The 18119-nt window shown below is 49.6% G+C and carries 20 protein-coding genes; 11 read left to right on the top strand and 9 right to left on the bottom strand.

The window, feature by feature from the left end; genetic code table 11:
* The first annotated feature begins 16 nt into the window (after positions 1–16).
* From PJK55_RS07825 to PJK55_RS07815, 3 genes are all read left to right on the top strand, one after another.
* Positions 17–1129 (top strand): M14 family metallopeptidase, encoded by a 1113-nt coding sequence (locus PJK55_RS07825; RefSeq protein WP_271305343.1) that lies wholly within the window; start codon positions 17–19, stop codon positions 1127–1129.
* A gap of 75 nt (positions 1130–1204) precedes the next feature.
* Positions 1205–2008: an alpha/beta fold hydrolase gene (locus tag PJK55_RS07820; protein WP_271305342.1), complete on the top strand. Its 804-nt coding sequence runs from the start codon at positions 1205–1207 to the stop codon at positions 2006–2008.
* A gap of 257 nt (positions 2009–2265) precedes the next feature.
* Positions 2266–2694 carry a CBS domain-containing protein gene (locus PJK55_RS07815; RefSeq protein ID WP_074033810.1) on the top strand — a complete coding sequence of 143 codons (429 nt, stop codon included), beginning with the start codon at positions 2266–2268 and terminating at the stop codon, positions 2692–2694.
* 37 nt (positions 2695–2731) lie between these two features.
* On the opposite strand, the gene PJK55_RS07810 is transcribed toward PJK55_RS07815, so the two are convergent.
* The 4 genes from PJK55_RS07810 to PJK55_RS07795 all read right to left on the bottom strand — a co-directional run bounded on the left by PJK55_RS07810 (position 2732) and on the right by PJK55_RS07795 (position 6742).
* On the bottom strand, positions 2732–3841 hold the full coding sequence (locus tag PJK55_RS07810) for a low temperature requirement protein A (protein ID WP_271305341.1): 1110 nt from the start codon (positions 3839–3841) through the stop codon (positions 2732–2734).
* 88 nt (positions 3842–3929) lie between these two features.
* Positions 3930–4565, bottom strand: a complete 636-nt coding sequence (locus PJK55_RS07805; protein WP_271305340.1) for a DegV family protein — start codon at positions 4563–4565, stop codon at positions 3930–3932.
* 16 nt (positions 4566–4581) lie between these two features.
* Positions 4582–5529, bottom strand: a complete 948-nt coding sequence (locus PJK55_RS07800) for an LLM class oxidoreductase (protein ID WP_271305339.1) — start codon at positions 5527–5529, stop codon at positions 4582–4584.
* A gap of 10 nt (positions 5530–5539) precedes the next feature.
* Positions 5540–6742 carry an MFS transporter gene (locus PJK55_RS07795; RefSeq protein WP_271305338.1) on the bottom strand — a complete coding sequence of 401 codons (1203 nt, stop codon included), beginning with the start codon at positions 6740–6742 and terminating at the stop codon, positions 5540–5542.
* Positions 6743–7005: 263 nt separating this feature from the next.
* Here PJK55_RS07795 and PJK55_RS07790 point away from each other — a divergent pair, with 263 nt between their 5' ends.
* The 4 genes from PJK55_RS07790 to PJK55_RS07775 all read left to right on the top strand — a co-directional run bounded on the left by PJK55_RS07790 (position 7006) and on the right by PJK55_RS07775 (position 10011).
* Complete coding sequence (locus PJK55_RS07790; protein ID WP_012727011.1) at positions 7006–7332, top strand: winged helix-turn-helix transcriptional regulator; 327 nt, start codon at positions 7006–7008, stop codon at positions 7330–7332.
* Positions 7333–7413: 81 nt separating this feature from the next.
* Entirely contained in the window at positions 7414–7917 is a 504-nt protein-coding gene (locus PJK55_RS07785) for a cupin domain-containing protein (RefSeq protein ID WP_271305337.1), read from the top strand.
* Positions 7914–8807: an aldo/keto reductase gene (locus tag PJK55_RS07780; RefSeq protein WP_271305336.1), complete on the top strand. Its 894-nt coding sequence runs from the start codon at positions 7914–7916 to the stop codon at positions 8805–8807. Before PJK55_RS07785 ends, PJK55_RS07780 begins: the two co-directional genes overlap by 4 nt.
* A 136-nt stretch (positions 8808–8943) precedes the next feature.
* On the top strand, positions 8944–10011 hold the full coding sequence (locus tag PJK55_RS07775; RefSeq protein WP_271305335.1) for a DUF389 domain-containing protein: 1068 nt from the start codon (positions 8944–8946) through the stop codon (positions 10009–10011).
* A 33-nt stretch (positions 10012–10044) separates the two neighbouring features.
* Here the strand turns inward: PJK55_RS07775 and PJK55_RS07770 are convergent, their stop codons facing one another.
* Entirely contained in the window at positions 10045–11739 is a 1695-nt protein-coding gene (locus tag PJK55_RS07770) for a M3 family oligoendopeptidase (protein WP_271305334.1), read from the bottom strand.
* Positions 11740–11947: 208 nt separating this feature from the next.
* Here PJK55_RS07770 and PJK55_RS07765 point away from each other — a divergent pair, with 208 nt between their 5' ends.
* The gene (locus tag PJK55_RS07765) at positions 11948–12448 is read left to right on the top strand and encodes a PTS sugar transporter subunit IIA (protein WP_012727005.1); all 501 of its coding nucleotides are present in this window, start codon (positions 11948–11950) and stop codon (positions 12446–12448) included.
* Positions 12449–12538: 90 nt separating this feature from the next.
* Entirely contained in the window at positions 12539–13138 is a 600-nt protein-coding gene (locus PJK55_RS07760) for a helix-turn-helix domain-containing protein (RefSeq protein ID WP_271305333.1), read from the top strand.
* Between the two features lie 52 nt (positions 13139–13190).
* Here PJK55_RS07760 and PJK55_RS07755 read toward each other — a convergent pair whose 3' ends face one another.
* The 3 genes from PJK55_RS07755 to PJK55_RS07745 form a co-directional block, all read right to left on the bottom strand.
* Positions 13191–13616, bottom strand: a complete 426-nt coding sequence (locus tag PJK55_RS07755; RefSeq protein WP_214693732.1) for a hypothetical protein — start codon at positions 13614–13616, stop codon at positions 13191–13193.
* A gap of 64 nt (positions 13617–13680) precedes the next feature.
* A complete protein-coding gene (locus PJK55_RS07750; RefSeq protein ID WP_271305332.1) occupies positions 13681–14874 on the bottom strand; it encodes an ABC transporter permease in 1194 nt (397 codons plus the stop codon).
* The gene (locus tag PJK55_RS07745) at positions 14864–15754 is read right to left on the bottom strand and encodes an ABC transporter ATP-binding protein (RefSeq protein ID WP_214759991.1); all 891 of its coding nucleotides are present in this window, start codon (positions 15752–15754) and stop codon (positions 14864–14866) included. The genes PJK55_RS07750 and PJK55_RS07745 overlap by 11 nt, the downstream gene beginning before the upstream one ends.
* Positions 15755–15870: 116 nt before the next feature.
* On the opposite strand from PJK55_RS07745, the gene PJK55_RS07740 reads away from it, so the two are divergent.
* Together PJK55_RS07740 and PJK55_RS07735 are read left to right on the top strand one after the other, a co-directional pair.
* Positions 15871–16815, top strand: coding sequence for a VOC family protein (locus PJK55_RS07740; protein ID WP_271305331.1), 945 nt, complete (start codon positions 15871–15873; stop codon positions 16813–16815).
* Complete coding sequence (locus tag PJK55_RS07735) at positions 16812–17411, top strand: alpha/beta hydrolase (protein ID WP_271305330.1); 600 nt, start codon at positions 16812–16814, stop codon at positions 17409–17411. The genes PJK55_RS07740 and PJK55_RS07735 overlap by 4 nt, the downstream gene beginning before the upstream one ends.
* Before the next feature lie 5 nt (positions 17412–17416).
* On the opposite strand, the gene PJK55_RS07730 is transcribed toward PJK55_RS07735, so the two are convergent.
* Positions 17417–17905, bottom strand: coding sequence for a hypothetical protein (locus PJK55_RS07730; RefSeq protein WP_271305329.1), 489 nt, complete (start codon positions 17903–17905; stop codon positions 17417–17419).
* Positions 17906–18119 lie beyond the last annotated feature (214 nt).

The following is an 18119-nucleotide window of genomic DNA, read 5'->3' as shown; positions in this document are numbered from 1 at the left end:
ATTGGAGGAGAGTGCGATGAGCCAGTATTTTTCATCATCCTATGAAGAGTCGCGAGAGAAGTTCATCAACTTGTTGTCGAAGGTGAAACGATATTATCCGAAAGCGGAGTTGTTGACGCATTCGATTGCGGACGAAAGGATCGACATCATCTTAGGCGAACCGAAACGAGATCGGAAAGCGATGCTTCTTATGACCATCGGAGAACATGGGATTGAAGGATATGCAGGTGCCGCGGTGACGCATCAATTTGTTCAAACACAATTGCCACAACTGCGACATGAAACGACAGGCATTTGTCTCATCCATGCCGTCAATCCGTGGGGAATGAAACACTTCCGTCGGGTCAATGAGCATAATGTCGATTTAAACCGAAACTATGTCATCGATCGTGAATCTGTTCCATATAACGTAAATCGTGAATATGAGCTGATGCGCCATCTCTTCGTACCGGACGGAGTGATTGACGACTACCATGAAGCGCGAGAACAGATTTATTCATTCCTCGGCTCTGGGATTAAACTCGATGGGTTCAAAGCGATGAGTGGAGCAAAGGGAATGGGACAGTACCAATTCCCGAAAGGTGTGTACTATGGCGGAGAAAAAGACGAACCGTCAGCCATCTTCTTAAAAGGGATTCAACATGATCTACTTGGGCGCTACGAGAAAGTGGTCCATCTCGACTGGCATACCGCACTCGGCCCGACAAACGAAGTGACGATGGTCATCAGTAAGCGAGACGGTCGCAAAGAAGACGAGTTGAAACAGGTGTATGGTCTCGACAATGTGAAAGTGTATGACCCCGATGAAGTGCTCGGGGACTCGACGAACCACTTCTACTATGTAAGAGACACGGAGTATCCAGACAAGGAGCTCGTCTCTGCCTTATTTGAATTTGGGACGTTCGGAACATCGACGAAAGCCTCCATCCGCGAATTTTTGACGATCATTTTGGAGAATCGTCTGTACTTTGAAGGAACGAAAGATCCCGAAGCGCGTAACGGGATTCAAAACGAGTTCATGGCGATGTTTTATCCAGACGACCCGGCTTGGCGGGAAGCGGTGTTACGGGAAGGGGCAAAAGCCATTGAAGGTTACTTAAAAGGAGAATCGCTCTGGCGTGACACATGAGTTGGTTTTTAGGATTCGGAAACGGGAACAAGTAGGTTGTGAGTATTTACGATTAATAAAAAATGTGGAGGTTGGATGATGGGATACATTACAGCGCATGACGGGACAAATTTATATGTGGAGGATGTCGGTTCTGGGGAGCCGATTGTCTTCTTACACGGTTGGCCGGCGAATAACAACATGTTCGAGTATCAGAAGAACGCGCTCGTTGAAGCAGGCTATCGCTATATCGGGATTGACTTCCGGGGATACGGGAAATCTGATGCACCAGCGACAGGGTATGATTATGAGACGATGGCATCAGATGTGCACATGGTCGTCTACGGTCTTGGTTTGAAAGACTTCACACTTGTCGGATTCTCGATGGGTGGCGCGATTGCTGTTCGTTACGCGGCCGATTATAAAGAGGACGGTCTGAAAAAGTTAGTGTTAGCGGGAGCGGCGGCACCGATTTTCACACAACGTTCAGACTATCCATACGGCATGACGACGGATGAAGTCGATGCGTTGATCGACGATACACGAGCCGACCGACCGAAGATGCTCGAAGGGTTCGGGGAAATCTTCTTCGAGAAAGAACATTCAAACCCGCTGCAAAACTGGTTTCACCATCTTGCGCTCGTGGCCTCGAGTCACGGAACGATTGCCTCGGCAAAAGCGCTCCGAGACGAAGATTTGCGCGATGCCTTGCCGAAGATTGACGTAGAGACGTTAATCATTCATGGCGTACATGATCAAATCTGTCCGTTTGAGTTTGCAGAACAGATGAAGCAGGGCATTCCGAATGCTCGGATTGAACGTTTTGAAGAGAGCGGGCACGGTACGGTACTTGATGAACGAGAGAAATTTAACGATACACTGTTGCAGTTTATTCAATAATCTGTGGTCTCCTCATGGGGGCCTTTTGTATGTCTGGACGGATAAGTTCCATCTAAAACGGGTATAAATCAATTGGAGTTCCCTTCCAAATCTTTTGAAGCACCGAAACATCGCTGTGACAAGAATCACGATGTTTTTTTGTGTCGTTTAGGAGAAAGGGGATGATTAGAGAGAATAGGAACATGGATTTAGTTCAACCTGTCTGACCATTCATGGTACAATAGCGGGGTGGATTAACAGATTGAGGAGAGATTTAAATGAATATCGCTTTCTTTTTATATCCGAAAGAAGACGTCAAATATTTGGACCCCGAATCAACGGTACGACAAGCACTTGAAAAGATGAAACATCATCGATTCACGTCTGTCCCACTCGTTTCGGAGAACGGATTTTACGCCGGGACGATGACAGAGGGGGATTTACTCTGGGCACTCGCAGAACAGCTTCGCGGGGAAGAAGACTATGAAAAAGTGCTCCGGACACGTCTAAAAGACATCAAGCAACGCGTTCGCTATAAGCCGGTATCCATTACGGCCCAAATCGAAGAACTCGTCGATGCGATCACGGATCAAAACTTCGTGCCGGTCGTCGATGACGGTAAATACTTCATCGGTATCATCCGACGCCGTGACATCATCGAGTATTACTCGTCAAAGTTGAAACAACTGGAGAATGAAGTCCGATAACGAACAAGCCAGAACCGAATCCCGGTTCTGGCTTGTTTTACGTTTCTTTCTGCTTTGTTTTCAAGAACGGAAGAGGAGCAACCATCGCAATATAGTAGATGAATGTAATGACGAGCAAGAGAATGATTGCCGGTAAATAAGGGGCAATCAGTGGAATGATGAGAAGGACGGCAAGAGTCATGAGTCGCTTCCACGACACTTTGAAGAAGAGACGGTTAAAGTAAATGACGCCATATCCAAACAGGACGATGGAGACATACAACGTGATCCGATGTGCCAAATCGAGCGTTTGCATCGGGTCATGTATGATTGCAATCTTCACGACGGCGAGTAAGATAATGCCGAGGAACATCGCGAAGTGGGACCAATAAAATCCGGCTTTCGCAGCTTGGTCTCGTCTATTGATATCCATCTCGTGAAACTGTTCTTCTCGCTCTGTATCATCTTTGACGTAGGAGTACCATAATAATACGGTCAAACCGAGAGCGAGTACCATCGTCAAGACGACATCAGAGGTTAAATCTTCATCAATGGCGGCTCTACCGGTCGACGCAATTGTTTCACCTAAAGCGATAACAAGGATCAGGTAATGTCGCTCTAAGAAGTGCCAAGGAGAAACGGCAAACTGTCCTTTATTTTTCTGAACGAGTGGTCCCAAAACGGCAACTGCTGCGACAATCCCCCATACAATTAGTCGTATGTCCCCATTAAATAAAGAGGAGACAAGGACGATGATTGCAAAGATTAAATTGTAGGGTACAATCGCAGACATTGCTTTCTTTGTTTCATCGTTACTGTGGAGTAAGAATAAAAGGGAATGAGTGGCGACAATGCTTAAAAAGCCTAATCCAAAAATGAATCCATTTTTTCCGTATGCCTCAGGGATAGCGACTGAAATCAACATAAAACCAACCATGCCGAGTGCTAAAAAGATTCGATGATTTCGTTCGGTCAATTCGGTCGTATTGGTCAACCAAATATATCCTTCAAAGATATACCAAATAAGAGCTAAAAGCACGAAGACCTCTAAAAACGTATGGAAATCTAAATGATGTTCCAGCTTTAACGTCAATTGGATGAATGTAAAGACGAACACTAAGTCAAAAAAGAGTTCGATCTTATCGACTTCTTTGTTTTGTGTAGCCATATTGTACGCTCCTTTTCTTAAGTCACTAGTTGTTTACCCACCTCGGTATAAAAAAAACCTTCATTTCAGAAAATGAAGGATTTTTCGTTTAAGAGTGACGACCATTTGAAAAGCTAATTCCATAGTGAAGATTGTTCTCTGATGCTAGCAATCGTGCTGAAGAATCTAGGGATAACTTTGTTGAATCAGTTGACCAAAGCAGTTGCTCGGGTCGTTTATTGACAGCGTCCATCACATTGTTTGAGAAACGAAAGGTTTCATCTTGTGTACACAAGTATTCTTCCCGTCTCTTCACTAGTTCGCGAAGTTTTGCACCTGCGACTTGTAACGAGACACTTCGTTTACGAAACTCGATCGCTTGTTCGACAATAAACGCTTGTCCATACAAAAACGATTTTGTATCAATAATTTGGAGCGGGATATCATACTCTTTTGAAATCAAGAGAGCTTCTTGATAATTGACTGTATAGTGAGCATTTGATGTCAAATAGAGAATCCCAAGTTTAAGGTGGCGTGCATTACTAAACATTCGATGAAGTTGTTCTCGAAGATCAGGTAGTGAAACAGCATTCCGTTTCACGGCTTGTAACCGTTCTTTAAAGAAATGATGACGTTCTCCGTTCTCGTACAAAAAGCAGGTGAATGCACCAGAGACGGGGAGTATCTTATCCGCACGGTGCATATAGCGGATTGATGCGGCGTCTGTGATGACTTGATAATCCATGTAATCTCACCTTTCTTTAATCAAGTGGTGGAAAATGGGGTAACACATATTCTCCTAATTCATCGATGACTTCCTCAGCCGGACGTTCTCCGTCGAAGAGGGCGAAGAAGAGATGATTCACGCCGATCGCGCGATACGCTTCAAGCAACTTGATCAAGTGATTGCGACCGATTCGGAAACCGAGACGAATCGGCGTCGGTGGCTCGTCTGGGTCATGCGTCAAGTCAAGATGCATCGGCATCGAGAAGGGACGAAAAGCATGACCATGTGCTTCACCGCTTGCGCGCCACGCGTCGAGCACTTGCTGTTGCGCGAAAGGTGCCTGCGGGTAGTACATCCACCCGTCACCATTTGCCCCAAGCCAGTCCATGTCTTGTTGGGCGAACCCGGTGATCATCGTCGGGATCCGTTTCTTCGGACGTGGCACGAGCGTTGCCTGTTCGACTTCCCCATAAGGAGAGTCAATGGTTGGGTAGTTGTTATAGAGAGCCTGTTCCATGACGCGAAGCGATTCTTTGAACTGATCGCCACGTGTCGGATGATCGACTCCGAGTCCTTTGAAGTCGGCCCGACGGTCGCCTGACGAGATCCCAAGAATCAATCGTTCTGGGAATAACGCTTCGATTGTCGCGACTTCCTTCGCTGAACGAAGGGGATGACGGAGTGGTAAGACGAGCGCGGACGTACCGAGCGCGATGTTTTTCGTTTGACCGAGCAAATGTGTCCCGTAAATCAGCATGTCATAAATCTGACCGACGGCGGGGTCTAAAAAGTTCGGGTCTTTTAATAGAACATCCCGTAACCAGAGCGCTGTGAAGCCGTAGTCGTCTGCTTTTTGAGCGAGTTCGACTTGACGTTCGAGTGTCGGGGTACGCATTTTAAAATTTTCTAAAGGGATGTGGAGGCCGAGCGTGAGCTCGCCCTCCCGATACATCCGGTTGTAGCTTTTATGATTGTTGAACATAGTTTCCTCCTTAGTTTGCTTCCAAACGACGAGAGATGGCTGTCAAGATGACGGCGATGATGACCATGATCCCACCGACCCACGGTGTGTGGACGAGTCCGATTGAATCGGCGACGAGTCCGCCGATTGTCGCACCGAGGGCGATTCCGATGTTGAAGGCCGCGATGTTGAGTGCGGATGCGACATCGACAGCAGCCGGTACATATTTTTCAGCCAATTGCACGATATACAGCTGAAGTCCAGGCACGTTCATGAAGGCGAGAAGTCCCATCAAGACGATGGCGATCAGACCTGCCACTTTGAACGGAATCATGAACGACATGATGATCATGACGGCTGCGTGAACGATGAACATATAGAACAATGCTTTCGCCGGGTTTTCGTTGGCGAGTTTTCCGCCGACCGCGTTCCCGATAGCGACCGCGATTCCGTAAACGAGTAAGACGACACTGATCAAGCTCGGGCTGATGTTTGTCACGTCTTGCATGATGGGTGTCAAGTACGTGAACGCGACGAACGTTCCGCCGTAACCGAGTGCTGTGATTAAGAATCCGAGCATGAGACGACCGTTCGTGAGTAATTTCTTCATATCAGAGAACTTCGCTGGTGGTGATTGTTTCAAATCTTTCGGGATCAAGAAGAAGCTTGCGATGATTGAAACGACACCGAGTGCTGCGACGGCGAAGAATGTGGCACGCCATCCGAACGCTTGTCCGATGAAGGTACCGAGTGGGACGCCTGTAACGGTTGCGACGGTTAAACCTGTGAACATGAGTGCGATGGCACTCGCTTTTTTATGCGGTGGTACGAGTTGTACGGCAATCGTTGCCCCAATTGAGAAGAAGACACCATGCGAGAACGCGGTGATAAATCGGGCGACAATCAACAGTTCAAAGCTGGTCGACATGGACGAGACCAAGTTTCCGCCGATAAAGACGACCATGAGTGCCATGAGTAACGTCTTACGGTTCATTCGGTTTGTGAGTGCCGTCAAAATCGGTGCACCGACGGCGACGCCGATTGCGTATCCCGAGATAATGAGACCCGCGAGTGTGATGCCGATGTTTAAATCACTTGCGATGGATGCGAGAAGACCGACCGGGACGAACTCGGTCGTCCCGATGCCGAAAGCACTGATGGCGAGAGCGAGTAACGCCAATCCTCCATTTTTAGGTGCCTGTTCTTCAACAGGTTGTGAATAAGGTTGATTCATGAGTAGTTCCTCCTAGTTAATAAAAATTGATGTGGAAGACGAGGGCCCTTCGTCTCCGGATAGCAAAGACATTTCACTTTCCTCTATTGTTCAGTACGGTCAAAAAAGTACCTTACCGTCTCAAGAGGATGTTACAAGCAAAATGAACTTGTATAGATTTGCTATAGTCGTTATCATAAAGGCATGAAAACCGTTTGAGAAGTACGTACTTTTTAGTGCGGTAGGCACCAAAAAGTGCCTATGGGAGAAATGGAGGAACTGATATGCCATATAACATTCCGGTCGAAGCGACACTTGACGTCATCGGCGGTAAATGGAAAGTCGTCATCATGTGTCACTTGATCAAAGGAGAGCGTCGGACGAGTGAGCTGCGTAAACTCATGCCGAACATCACCCAGAAGATGCTCACCCAACAATTGCGTGAGCTTGAAGCGGACGGGGTCGTCGTGCGTACGGTGTACGAACAAGTTCCACCGAAAGTCATCTACTCACTCTCAGAGTATGGATGGTCACTTAAACCGATTTTAGACGCCATGTGCGCCTGGGGCGAGTGCCATATCGACCAGTCTGGAGAAGAGGTCATTTCATAACAATCACGGTCGTCCATAGAGGGCGACCGTTTTTTGTGTGGGGAAGTCGGGTACAGGGACAGAGACAAGGAGGGACTTAGGATGGACTTGAAAACTTTTTTGTTTACAGATGACGGCTCGATCCCGAATCATCCCGACTATCCGGTGCTTCTGTATCGTGGTGTCTTTGATGACCCGAGCGGGATGCAAGAAACGTTCGCTCATAATGAATGGACGAACAGTTGGGTGAACGGGGTGTTCGATTATCATCACTATCACAGCAACACGCATGAAGTGTTGGGGGTATTACATGGTGAGGCAACCCTTCAACTCGGAGGGACGAACGGGGATCTCGTACGTGTCAGTGCAGGTGATGTCCTCGTCTTGCCAGCGGGAACAGGACATCGGCGCATCGAGGCGAGCGTAGACTTTCAAGTCGTCGGGGCATATCCGGACGGTCGTGATTATGACACATTGACTGGGAAGACGGAAGAACGACCAGATAACCTAAAGCGAATCGAACAAGTCGAGAAACCGATGTTCGACCCTGTCTTCGGGACGACGGGACCGTTACATGAAGCATGGACAAAGGAGGAAACGTTATGAATCAACGACTACCACATTCTTTATTACTCGCGGCATTGAAACAAAATGTCGTCGAATTGAAAGACGGACGGGAGATGCGTGCACTTGGGCAAGGGACGTGGCGTATGGGAGAAGAGAAATCGAAGCATGACGCTGAGGTGGGAGCGCTTCGGACAGGACTCGACTGCGGACTCCATGTCATCGATACGGCTGAGATGTACGGGGAAGGGGAATCGGAAAAGTTGGTCGGCGAAGCCATTCAAGACCGACGCGAAGACGTCTTCCTCGTCTCGAAAGTGTACCCATACAATGCGTACGGCGACAAACTCGTCAAAGCATGCGACGCGTCACTTGAACGACTCGGGACTGACTATCTCGACCTTTACTTACTCCATTGGCGAGGGGATGCCCCGCTCGAAGAGACGATTCAAGGGATGGAGCAGCTCAAGGCAGACGGCAAGATTCGGGCATGGGGTGTCTCGAACTTCGATGTCGAGGATATGAAAGAACTTCTCGCCTTACCGAACGGAGACAACTGTGCGGTCAATCAGGTGCTCTATCATCTTGGCAGTCGAGGGATCGAGTATGACCTGCTCCCTTATTTGAAAGAACAAGGCATCCCGGTCATGGCATACGCACCGCTCGCCGAAGGAAGTGACGTGAAAAAAGACGTCTTCGAAAACGAGACAGTCAATCGAATCGCAGAGGCGTATAGTGCCTCGGTCGCACAAATTTTACTCGCCTGGACGATTCGGAGCGGACACGTCATCGCGATTCCGAAAGCGGGACAGGCCGCGCACGTCGAGGAGAATGCGGCAGCCCTCTTGCTCGATTTGAGTGAGGAAGATTTTGCGGCGCTTGATGAAGCATTCCCACCACCGACGACGAAACAACCACTCGATGTGATTTGACGATACGAACTGGACCGATTCAATGGGTCCAGTTTTTCTTTTGCAAAAATCGATTGTCGTTTTCATATGGCGGGTAAATAAAGGAAGGACTTGCTTGTGTAAAGGAGACTGATCCGACAAGGGAGCTGAAGACCAAATGGAACAGACGTATACTGCCGAAGAATTCAAAGACAAGATGTATTCAAATTTGAAAGTAAGGCCGAGTGATTCCGTCATTTTGATGTGCTCCATCTTTATCGCATCCATTGGACTCAATATGAACTCCATTCCCATCATTATCGGGGCGATGTTAATTTCGCCACTCATGACACCAATCTTGAGTATCGGTCTAGCCTTGTCGCTCTACGATATGAAGCTCCTTCGAGCAGGTGTTCGTTTACTGCTCGTCCAAGTCGCGGTCAGTCTCACCGTTGCAACCATCTATTTTGCCATCTCCCCAATCACCTATGCGAGTAATGAAATCATCGCCCGGACCGAACCGACGATTTGGGATGTCATCATCGCCTTCGCCGGGGGGACCGCCGGGATTATCGGGGCGCAAAAGAAAATGAGTAACAACATCGTCCCGGGTGTCGCCATCGCGACCGCTTTGATGCCTCCGCTCTGTACGGTCGGTTATTCGATTGCGACGTGGAACGTCGATTATTTGATCGGGTCGAGCTACCTGTTCGTCATCAACTGTGCGTTCATCGCCATCGCGACGTTCATCGGGGTCAAGTTTATGGGCATCTCTCAAGTGTTGACGAAACAGGATGCGAACCATAAAAAAATTAATCGACTTCTCATCGCCTTATCTGTTCTCATCGTCGTTCCAAGTATCTTTTCGGCCGCGACGCTCGTTCAAGATAGCATCGTCCGGACGGGAATCAATAACTTCATCGAAGAAGAATTTTCAGACGCCATTATTATCAGTCAGGACTATCAGGAAGATGATGATTTGCTTCTCGTGACGACGACGGGGAAACGACTGACCAATGAAGAGCTTGCGGAGATTGAATCCCGTTTGCCTGACTATGGGCTACATGCGATTGAATTGTCCGTGACACAAGTACCGGATTTGAATGGATTATCCGGCGAACAGGCAGCTCGCATTTTACAAGACTATCTCGAGAGTCGCCTCCAACAGTTCAACCTGTTCGACAGCCGTCAAATCAATTTAGAAGACTTGCCGTTTGAACTGCAGAACGAAATCAACCCAAATTAAAAGACCATCGATTTTTTTCGATGGTCTGACTCGTTAGTTCGCGAGTGGATGTTTTAAGAGATAGTCTTCGATTTGATCAATCGTTTCTTTCAACACGCCGTCTGCGAATGGCGATTTGAGACCAGCCAGTTCAACGAGATCGAGGAACGAACGGCTTCCGCCAGCCTGACAGAGCGTGAGGTAATCGCTCCATGCCGCTTCGCGGTCCTCATGCATGCGTACCCAGAACTGGAACGCACAGACTTGCGCGAGCGTGTAGTCGATATAATAGAACGGACTTTGGAAGATATGTCCTTGCTGGTGCCACCATGCACCGGATTCGAGATAGTCGTTCGTCTCGTAGTCACGATGCGGAAGGTACACCTTCTCTAAGTCGCGCCATGCTTGACGACGCTCGGCAGCTGTCATGTCCGGATTGCGGTAGACGACGTGTTGGAACTCATCGACGAGCACACCGTACGGAAGGAACGTCATGCTGCCAGCCAAATGGTTGAACTTGTACTTGTCGACTTGGTCGCCGAAGAAGAGTTCCATCCATGGCCAACAGAAGAACTCCATCGACATCGAATGAATCTCGCACGCCTCATATGTCGGGAAAGCGTATTCCGGAGTCGTCAAATGGCGGCTTTCATACACTTGGAAGGCATGACCGACTTCGTGTGTAAGGACATCGATGTCTCCGGCTGTGCCGTTGAAGTTCGAGAAGATGAACGGGAGACCTTCAGATGGCAAGTACGTGCAATATCCGCCGCCGGCCTTACCTGGCTTCGCCGTCAAATCGAGGGCGCCGCGCTCCTGCATGTATTGGAAGAACTCGTCCGTCTCGTTCGAGAGCTCCTGATACATCTTGTTTCCACCTTCGATAATGAACGACTCATCCCCTTGAGGTGTCGCGTTACCGTCTGGAAAGACGAATGACTCATCGTAATAGTAGAGATGATCGACACCGATTCGTTTCGCCTGCTTCTCTTTTAACGCAGAAGCGAGCGGGACGATGACGTCGCGGACTTGTTTGCGGAAGTTATCGACCATCGACTCGTCATATCCGACACGTTGCATACGGGCATAACCGAGTTCAACAAATGATGGGAAGCCGAGCGCGTGTGCGATTTCTGTACGCACGCGTACGAGTTCTCCGTAAATCCGGTCGAGCTCGTCACCGTTGTCAGAAAGGTATGTATAGCGGGCAACGGATGCGGCTTTACGGACATCGCGGTCAGGTGACTGAAGGTATGGACCGAACTGTGACAAGTTGAGTGTCTTGCCGTCAAATTCAATCTGTGCTGCTGACATGACCTTTTGATAAGCCGTCGCGAGGCGGTTCTCTTCCTGCAATTTCGGGATGAGCGACTCCTCGAACGTCTCGAGTGCACGCTCGGCGAGAGAGAACAACTGGCTACCCCATTCCGCTTCGAGTTCAGAACGAAGCTCGTGGTTCGTCAAGACGCGGTAGTATGCTTGAATTTCTTTCTCATAGACCGGTAGTGCATCGTCGAAGAAAGATTGTTCTTCCTCATAAAAAGCATCGCGTGTGTCGACCGAGTGTCGGATCGCGACGAGTTGACTTTGTGTCTCAAAGTCGTTCCGTTCCTTGTTGATTTGACGAATGAGTTCATTCGCTTCCTCAAGTGTGCTCGCTTGCTGTAATTCGCCAGAATAGTCCGACAATCTGCTGTTCAAAGCGTCCAAGTCGGGCCGTTCATATGACAATTTTGTGAAAGTCGTCATTGTAAGCGCCTCCATCGTGTGAAATTTTTATAAAGTGTAAAAAGGGCTTGCAAAAGCGATTGCACACTCGTATTCTTACGATGTGTAAAACGATTTCGCACTACCTTATATCTACTATACCGTTAATAAGGTAGGGATTGAAGTTTTAGCTTTTCGGGTATAAAAGTGAAGACTTCGATTCAATAGAACATGTTGGAGGGATTAAGCTATGGGATTCTTTAAAAAACTATTTGGTGGTAAAGAAGAACAACTCAACGCGGTTTCACCGCTTACAGGAAAGGTCGTCGACATCACGAACGTACCGGACCAAGTATTCTCACAAAAAATGATGGGTGACGGAATTGCGATCGAGCCGACTGAAGGCAAAGTCGTTTCACCAGTTAGCGGAACAATCGCAACGGTATTCCCGACGAAACACGCGATCGGCATCAACGCGGACAACGGTGCAGAGTACTTGATCCACATCGGTTTGGATACGGTAAACCTTAAGGGTGAAGGCTTCGAGACACACGTCACAGAAGGTCAGTCTGTCAAAGCAGGCGACCCGCTCGTCACGTTCGACCTCGACTTCATCAAAGCGAACGCTCCATCGACAATCACTCCGATCATCATCACGAACCATGACAGCTTCGGCGTGAACAAACTTGTCGCAGAAGGCGACACGGTGACAGCTGGATCTTCAGAAGTCGTCGAATTGACGAAGAAATAAGAGAACGATTCATGACTCGGGAGCCTACGCTTCCGAGTATTTTTTTGTGAATTCGGGAATTATAATGAAGAGAGGGAAGGGGGAAATGAGATGGATGGTAAAAATGCACCATACCGGGGATACGGGGACCGGATTCGAATCTTGCGAGAGCGGGCTGGATTATCGATTGAGACGCTTGCGGAACAAATCGGCGTCGCCCCTTATTTTATTCGACGTACGGAACTGAGTGAGGTCTATCCGACGATGCCTTACATAGAGGCGCTCGCAGAAGCTCTGCGCATCGATTCCAATTATTTGGCGCGTCACATTTGGACGGGAGAGTCGCTCAAAGTGTTGATGCGAGGGAAAGTACCCGAAATCGAACAGATGAAGCTCGCCTATGAGGAGGCGATGCACGGAAAGTCCGTCGAGGAGATGCAACGACAACTCGAGGAGCGGATGCGCATCTTCGACTTGATGCACGAAGACGAATTGCAACGAATCTTTGAAGAGGACGAAGAGCCGACGTCGCACCATGCCCTCGAAGCACTCGTCGACGCCGTCCTTGACCTCGGACGATCCCATGACACGAATCGACACATCGTCCCGTTCGCTCGCTATGTGGAACGACTCGTCCCCGACCAGTTCGCGGACAACTCCTTCCAATATGCAGAGTACGGCGTCGTGGACAAATCATATAAATTGCAATGATATGGAACGAAAAAATGACCAGGAGAATTACTCTCCTGGTCATTTCCATTCATCAGCGCATCGGACGCGCTTCGTAGCGTACTTTCGGACGAGTGCCGGCCAGTAAAAAGCCGAGCACGATATTCAAGATTGTGAGCACCCATCCGACATACCCGAACGTGTAAGCGAGACTCGCTAGCACCGTTTGCCAGTCGAGCAGAGCTGCTGCGTCGCCGCGGAATGTGAAGCGGATGACGGTGAAGCCAATGAGTGTCGTTGCAGTAATCATGATGCCGATCCATGCGCCACCGAAGCGAGACGTTTGTGGACGTCTGCTGACCGGATACCAAAACGCGAGCGTTCCGATAAACGTACTACCTGCATACGCAAGCAGGATTTGCCATAACGCATCCGCGTCTAAGAAGACGGTATAACAGATGAACGTCGTGAGCGTCGTCATAAACGTAAAGATTAAGGCCGCGAGTAATCGTGATCGCATAGTTCGTTTTCCTCCTCATTTTGCACATTCTTTAGAGTAAACGAAAACGAATTTGCTGTAAACGTTATTGGCGGTTTTGTAATATTTGTCGCCATTGTTTAATGGCGTTCGTTCCATAGAACAAGACACCACCACGATAGAATTTTGAGCCGATCCAAAGCGTCACACCGATCGTTCCGATGAGTAAACCAATCGAGAGCGCGACTTCCCACACGGCCACATCGACGAGCATGACCCGAAGGAACATGAGCATCGGGGCAAAGAACGGGACGAACGAGAGAATCGTCACGATGGTCGCGTCCGGATTGTTCAAGCCGAACATCGCCACTAAGAACGCTGCGACGAGAAGCATGATGACCGGCATGACCATCTGTTGGGATTCTTCGACGCGACTGACGAGCGAGCCGAGGACGGCGAAGAGTGACGCGTACAACAAGTAACCGAGTAGGAAGAAGACGAGCAAGTAGATGACAGCTCGCGCATTCCCGGCGTTTTCGATGACGGTCGTCGCTAACTCACTGCCACTCGCGCTGACATAACCAAACCCGAGGAATATGCCAATCTGGATGAGGGCGAGCGTCCCGATGGCGGTCACTTTGGCGAGCATGTGCGTCACCGGATGCGTCGTCGAGATGATCAGCTCCATGACCCGCGACGACTTCTCGGTCGTCACTTCTGTCGAAATCATCGATCCGTACGTGATGATCGAGATGTAAAGGAGCATCAACATGACATAGACGAGTGCCGAAGACGAAAGCAGCTCATCCGAGTTCTCGCCTCCGCGCCCGAGATACGACTCATCGAGCTGAATCGGTTCACTGAGGGCTGTGATGACGGCCGGGTCGACATCGGCTGATTCGATCAACTCCGCATTACGCAATTGTTGAAGCGACGTTTGCAAGATGGTCGTGAATTCCTGCTCCGGGCGTTCCGAGATGACACGGGCGTCATAACCGTCGACAAAAGCAACGACTCCGTATTCGCCGTCATTGATTCCGGCGCGTGCCTCTTCTTCGGTAATGTCACTCGTGGCAACGTCATCATAGCCGAGCGACTGCATCGTATCGACGAGCGCTGTGTTTTCCGTTACGACGAGGGCGCTCGCTTGCTCCGAATCCTCGAACGAGGACATGATGCGGTCGATGTTCGTGAACCCGAAGATGAATAGAATCGTCAACGCCGTCGAGATGACGAACGCTTTCGAACGGATCCTCGATTTGAGGGTGAATGCATAAAGCGGTCCAAAGTTATGAAACATGCTGTCCGACCTCCTTGATAAAGATGTCATTGAGCGATACCGGTTGGCGCATGAACGTCTTCACGTTCGCCTGATGGCGGACGAGTGTCGATAGGACGACGTCGCTATCATCAAATGAATGCAGACGTACTAAATGACCGGACTTATACGGCTCGATCGTCTCGATGACCGGGAGTGATTCGAGTACGTGAATCTGATCCGTCTCGATGAAGAGGGCTGGCTCGGCGTAACGTGACTTGATGGACGGTACGTCACCACTGACGACAGCACGTCCACCTTTCAAGATACCGACATGTTGACAGAGCTCTTCGACATGTTCCATCCGGTGACTCGAGAAGACGATGGTCGTTCCGGCGTCACGCAAAGCGAGCACCTCGCGTTTCAGAATCTCGACGTTGACCGGGTCGAGTCCACTGAACGGCTCATCTAAGATGACGAGCTCGGGGTTGTGGAGCAGGGCGGCAACGAGTTGGATCTTCTGCTGATTCCCTTTTGACAGTTGCTCGACGCGCATCGTCTCATACTGGGGAATCTCTAGCCGTTCGAGCCATGATTTGACCGCACGTTTGGCATCGCTTGAACGCATGCCTTTCAAACTGGCTAAAAAGACGAGTTGTTCACGAACTTGCGACTTCGGGTATAGTCCTCGTTCCTCGGGTAAGTATCCGACAATCCGATGGTCGACCGCTTTGCCGTTCCAGGTGATGCTTCCATCGGTCGGTTTCAAGATGTCGAGGATCATCCGGAACGTCGTCGTCTTGCCGGCACCGTTCGCTCCGAGAAGACCAAACATTTCTCCTTGTGGCACGCGGAACGTGAGGTCGTCGACAGCGGTGAAGTCACCGAATTCTTTGGTGACTCGTTCAATCTGTAATGCCATGTTCTTATACCTCCTTAGAATGTCTCTCTTCTTATCGTACGCCACCGTGAGCAAAAAGTTTCACTTTTTCTGGCAAATGATTTATCTTGAAATCAAGATAATAAAGGAGGATGACAATGAACACGCAGTCTACAGGCATTCATCACATCTCATCGATGGTACAAGACCCGCAACGTACGCTTGATTTCTATGGACAAGTACTCGGTCTTCGTTTCGTGAAACAGACCGTCAATTTTGATGACCCGGGTACGTATCATCTCTATTTCGGGGACGAGGTCGGGACACCGGGAACCGTCATCACCTTCTTTCCAATCCCGGGGTTAGGGAAAGGACAGGTCGGGAGCGGTCAAGTCGGCGTGACGACATATCTCGTGCCGGCAGGAAGTTTACCGTTTTGGGAAGAAAGACTACAACAGCATGAAATTGCGACCGTCGCCACGGAACGGTTCGAGGAGCCGTCACTTCTGTTTGAAGACCCGGACGGACTCGTCGTCGAACTCGTCGCTCGACCGACGACGAAACAGACGCGCTGGGTAATCCCAGGCGTCACGAAGGATGAGGCGATCGTCGGATTCGCGGGCGCGACATTATTATCAAAAGCACCAGACGAAACCGTACGCTTGTTGACGGAACTGTTTGGATTTGAACGAGTCGGAGAAGACGAGGAATGGGTACGTCTGAAAGGGACGGCTGACTATGGGAATGTCATCGACGTCAAAAAGACGATTCTTCCGAACGGTGTGCCCGGAACGGGTACGGTCCACCATATCGCTTGGCGGGTCGCGGACGGTGAACACTATCCGACGTGGCAAGACGCCATCTTTGACCTTGGATTGAGACCGACCGAAGTGAAAGAACGGAACTATTTCCGCTCGGTTTATTTCCATGATGCCGGACGGATCTTGCACGAACTCGCGACAGACGTACCTGGGTTCACCGTGGACGAGTCCATCGACACGCTCGGTGAGGCGCTTCGTTTACCATCATGGTTAGAGACGGACCGTGATAAGATTGTGCGCACGCTACCAACCATTACAATCCCGAAAGGAGAACGGATATGATTCATCAATTCATTCAAGGAACGAAAGAGACGACGCTCGTCTTATTGCACGGAACAGGGGGGAGCGAGCAAGACTTGATCCCGCTCGCAAAAGAGCTATCACCGGAATCGAACGTCCTGACGCTACGGGGGGACGTCCTTGAGAATGGGATGACCCGCTTCTTCCGTCGTCACGCGGAAGGCGTGCTCGACCTTGAAGATTTAAAGAAACAGACGGAGCGCTTCCTTCAGTTTTTAGATGATGCGGCAGCGGAATATGGCATCAAACGCGACAAGATGATCCCAATCGGATATTCGAACGGGGCGAACTTGATCGGTTCGGCACTATACCGTCAACCAGCATTCGCCGCTTCACTCTTGTTCCATCCGATGGTCCCGGACCGTTCGCTCACATTACCTGACTTGTCAGGTGCGAACGTATTCATCTCGGCAGGAGAGCGCGACCCGATTTGCCCGAAAGCAGAAACAGAAGAGCTGACATCGACACTCCGGAATGCCGGGGCGGACGTCGAGCTCTTCTATCATACGGGTGGGCATGAAGTGCGCATGGAAGAAGTCGAGGCGGCACGGACATGGATCGCCGCTCACCTCGACTAATTCGTTCAAGCCATTTTTTTCGGTTTGTTCGGACGAGAATAGACGACGAGGACACCTCGGTCAATCAAATAGGCGGCGAATAAACGTTTCGCTTCCTCAGCATGCACGGTTCGGTCGATTTGGATATACAATCGGCCGAGCTTTTTTTGTGAGGTTCGCGTGAGCAACCAGATCGAGTCGAGCGTATACTGCCAGCTCTGAAGCGTGTCGCCACCGATGTATAAGTACCGGTTTTGGGTGCGCTCGAGCAGATAATTGAGCCACCAGACGTCACGGACCAATTTGGCGCACACACCGAGCGCGAACGTGAGACCGAGGAAGGTCATACTAGACAACACAGGATGAATGGCAGAGAACCCGTTACGGACCGACTCAAAGGCCACCATCAGTAGCCCGACGGAAAAGCTGCTGATTAACCACCAGAATCCGAAGTTAGAGAATGAACGTTTCGGGTCGTGCACCATATGATGTCGATTCCGGATGATCGAAGCCATTCTCTCCACCCCCTTTATTAGAATATTCTGAATATTTAGTAACACTACTATACTATACTGTACCCAATCCCGTCTATTTGAATACGCCCACAACGTGCTGAATCGTGAGGATTTTTTGACGTTTCGGCTTGCCATACGTGAATTATGGGAATGATGACAGTGAAGACATGAAAATTTTGTTGAAACGTAATTTCACTTGGCGAGGGAATCGATT

The organism is Exiguobacterium sp. MMG028 (assembly GCF_027947425.1).
GTDB lineage: Bacteria > Bacillota > Bacilli > Exiguobacteriales > Exiguobacteriaceae > Exiguobacterium > Exiguobacterium aestuarii_A.
Note: the sequence above shows the minus strand (reverse complement) of the source record. Positions and strands in the feature narration are given on the sequence as shown.

Excerpts from the sequence above, each read along its gene's own strand:
- PJK55_RS07810 (WP_271305341.1), bottom strand. The coding sequence starts at position 3,841 with ATGGCTACACAAAACAAAGAAGTCGATAAGATCGAACTCTTTTTTGAC.
- PJK55_RS07775 (WP_271305335.1), top strand. The coding sequence starts at position 8,944 with ATGGAACAGACGTATACTGCCGAAGAATTCAAAGACAAGATGTATTCA.
- PJK55_RS07750 (WP_271305332.1), bottom strand. The coding sequence starts at position 14,874 with ATGTTTCATAACTTTGGACCGCTTTATGCATTCACCCTCAAATCGAGG.
- PJK55_RS07795 (WP_271305338.1), bottom strand. The coding sequence starts at position 6,742 with ATGAATCAACCTTATTCACAACCTGTTGAAGAACAGGCACCTAAAAAT.
- PJK55_RS07790 (WP_012727011.1), top strand. The coding sequence starts at position 7,006 with ATGCCATATAACATTCCGGTCGAAGCGACACTTGACGTCATCGGCGGT.
- PJK55_RS07805 (WP_271305340.1), bottom strand. The coding sequence starts at position 4,565 with ATGGATTATCAAGTCATCACAGACGCCGCATCAATCCGCTATATGCAC.
- PJK55_RS07730 (WP_271305329.1), bottom strand. The coding sequence starts at position 17,905 with ATGGCTTCGATCATCCGGAATCGACATCATATGGTGCACGACCCGAAA.
- PJK55_RS07765 (WP_012727005.1), top strand. The coding sequence starts at position 11,948 with ATGGGATTCTTTAAAAAACTATTTGGTGGTAAAGAAGAACAACTCAAC.
- PJK55_RS07815 (WP_074033810.1), top strand. The coding sequence starts at position 2,266 with ATGAATATCGCTTTCTTTTTATATCCGAAAGAAGACGTCAAATATTTG.
- PJK55_RS07780 (WP_271305336.1), top strand. The coding sequence starts at position 7,914 with ATGAATCAACGACTACCACATTCTTTATTACTCGCGGCATTGAAACAA.
- PJK55_RS07760 (WP_271305333.1), top strand. The coding sequence starts at position 12,539 with ATGGATGGTAAAAATGCACCATACCGGGGATACGGGGACCGGATTCGA.
- PJK55_RS07820 (WP_271305342.1), top strand. The coding sequence starts at position 1,205 with ATGATGGGATACATTACAGCGCATGACGGGACAAATTTATATGTGGAG.
- PJK55_RS07735 (WP_271305330.1), top strand. The coding sequence starts at position 16,812 with ATGATTCATCAATTCATTCAAGGAACGAAAGAGACGACGCTCGTCTTA.
- PJK55_RS07770 (WP_271305334.1), bottom strand. The coding sequence starts at position 11,739 with ATGACGACTTTCACAAAATTGTCATATGAACGGCCCGACTTGGACGCT.
- PJK55_RS07785 (WP_271305337.1), top strand. The coding sequence starts at position 7,414 with ATGGACTTGAAAACTTTTTTGTTTACAGATGACGGCTCGATCCCGAAT.
- PJK55_RS07745 (WP_214759991.1), bottom strand. The coding sequence starts at position 15,754 with ATGGCATTACAGATTGAACGAGTCACCAAAGAATTCGGTGACTTCACC.
- PJK55_RS07825 (WP_271305343.1), top strand. The coding sequence starts at position 17 with ATGAGCCAGTATTTTTCATCATCCTATGAAGAGTCGCGAGAGAAGTTC.
- PJK55_RS07740 (WP_271305331.1), top strand. The coding sequence starts at position 15,871 with ATGAACACGCAGTCTACAGGCATTCATCACATCTCATCGATGGTACAA.
- PJK55_RS07755 (WP_214693732.1), bottom strand. The coding sequence starts at position 13,616 with ATGCGATCACGATTACTCGCGGCCTTAATCTTTACGTTTATGACGACG.
- PJK55_RS07800 (WP_271305339.1), bottom strand. The coding sequence starts at position 5,529 with ATGTTCAACAATCATAAAAGCTACAACCGGATGTATCGGGAGGGCGAG.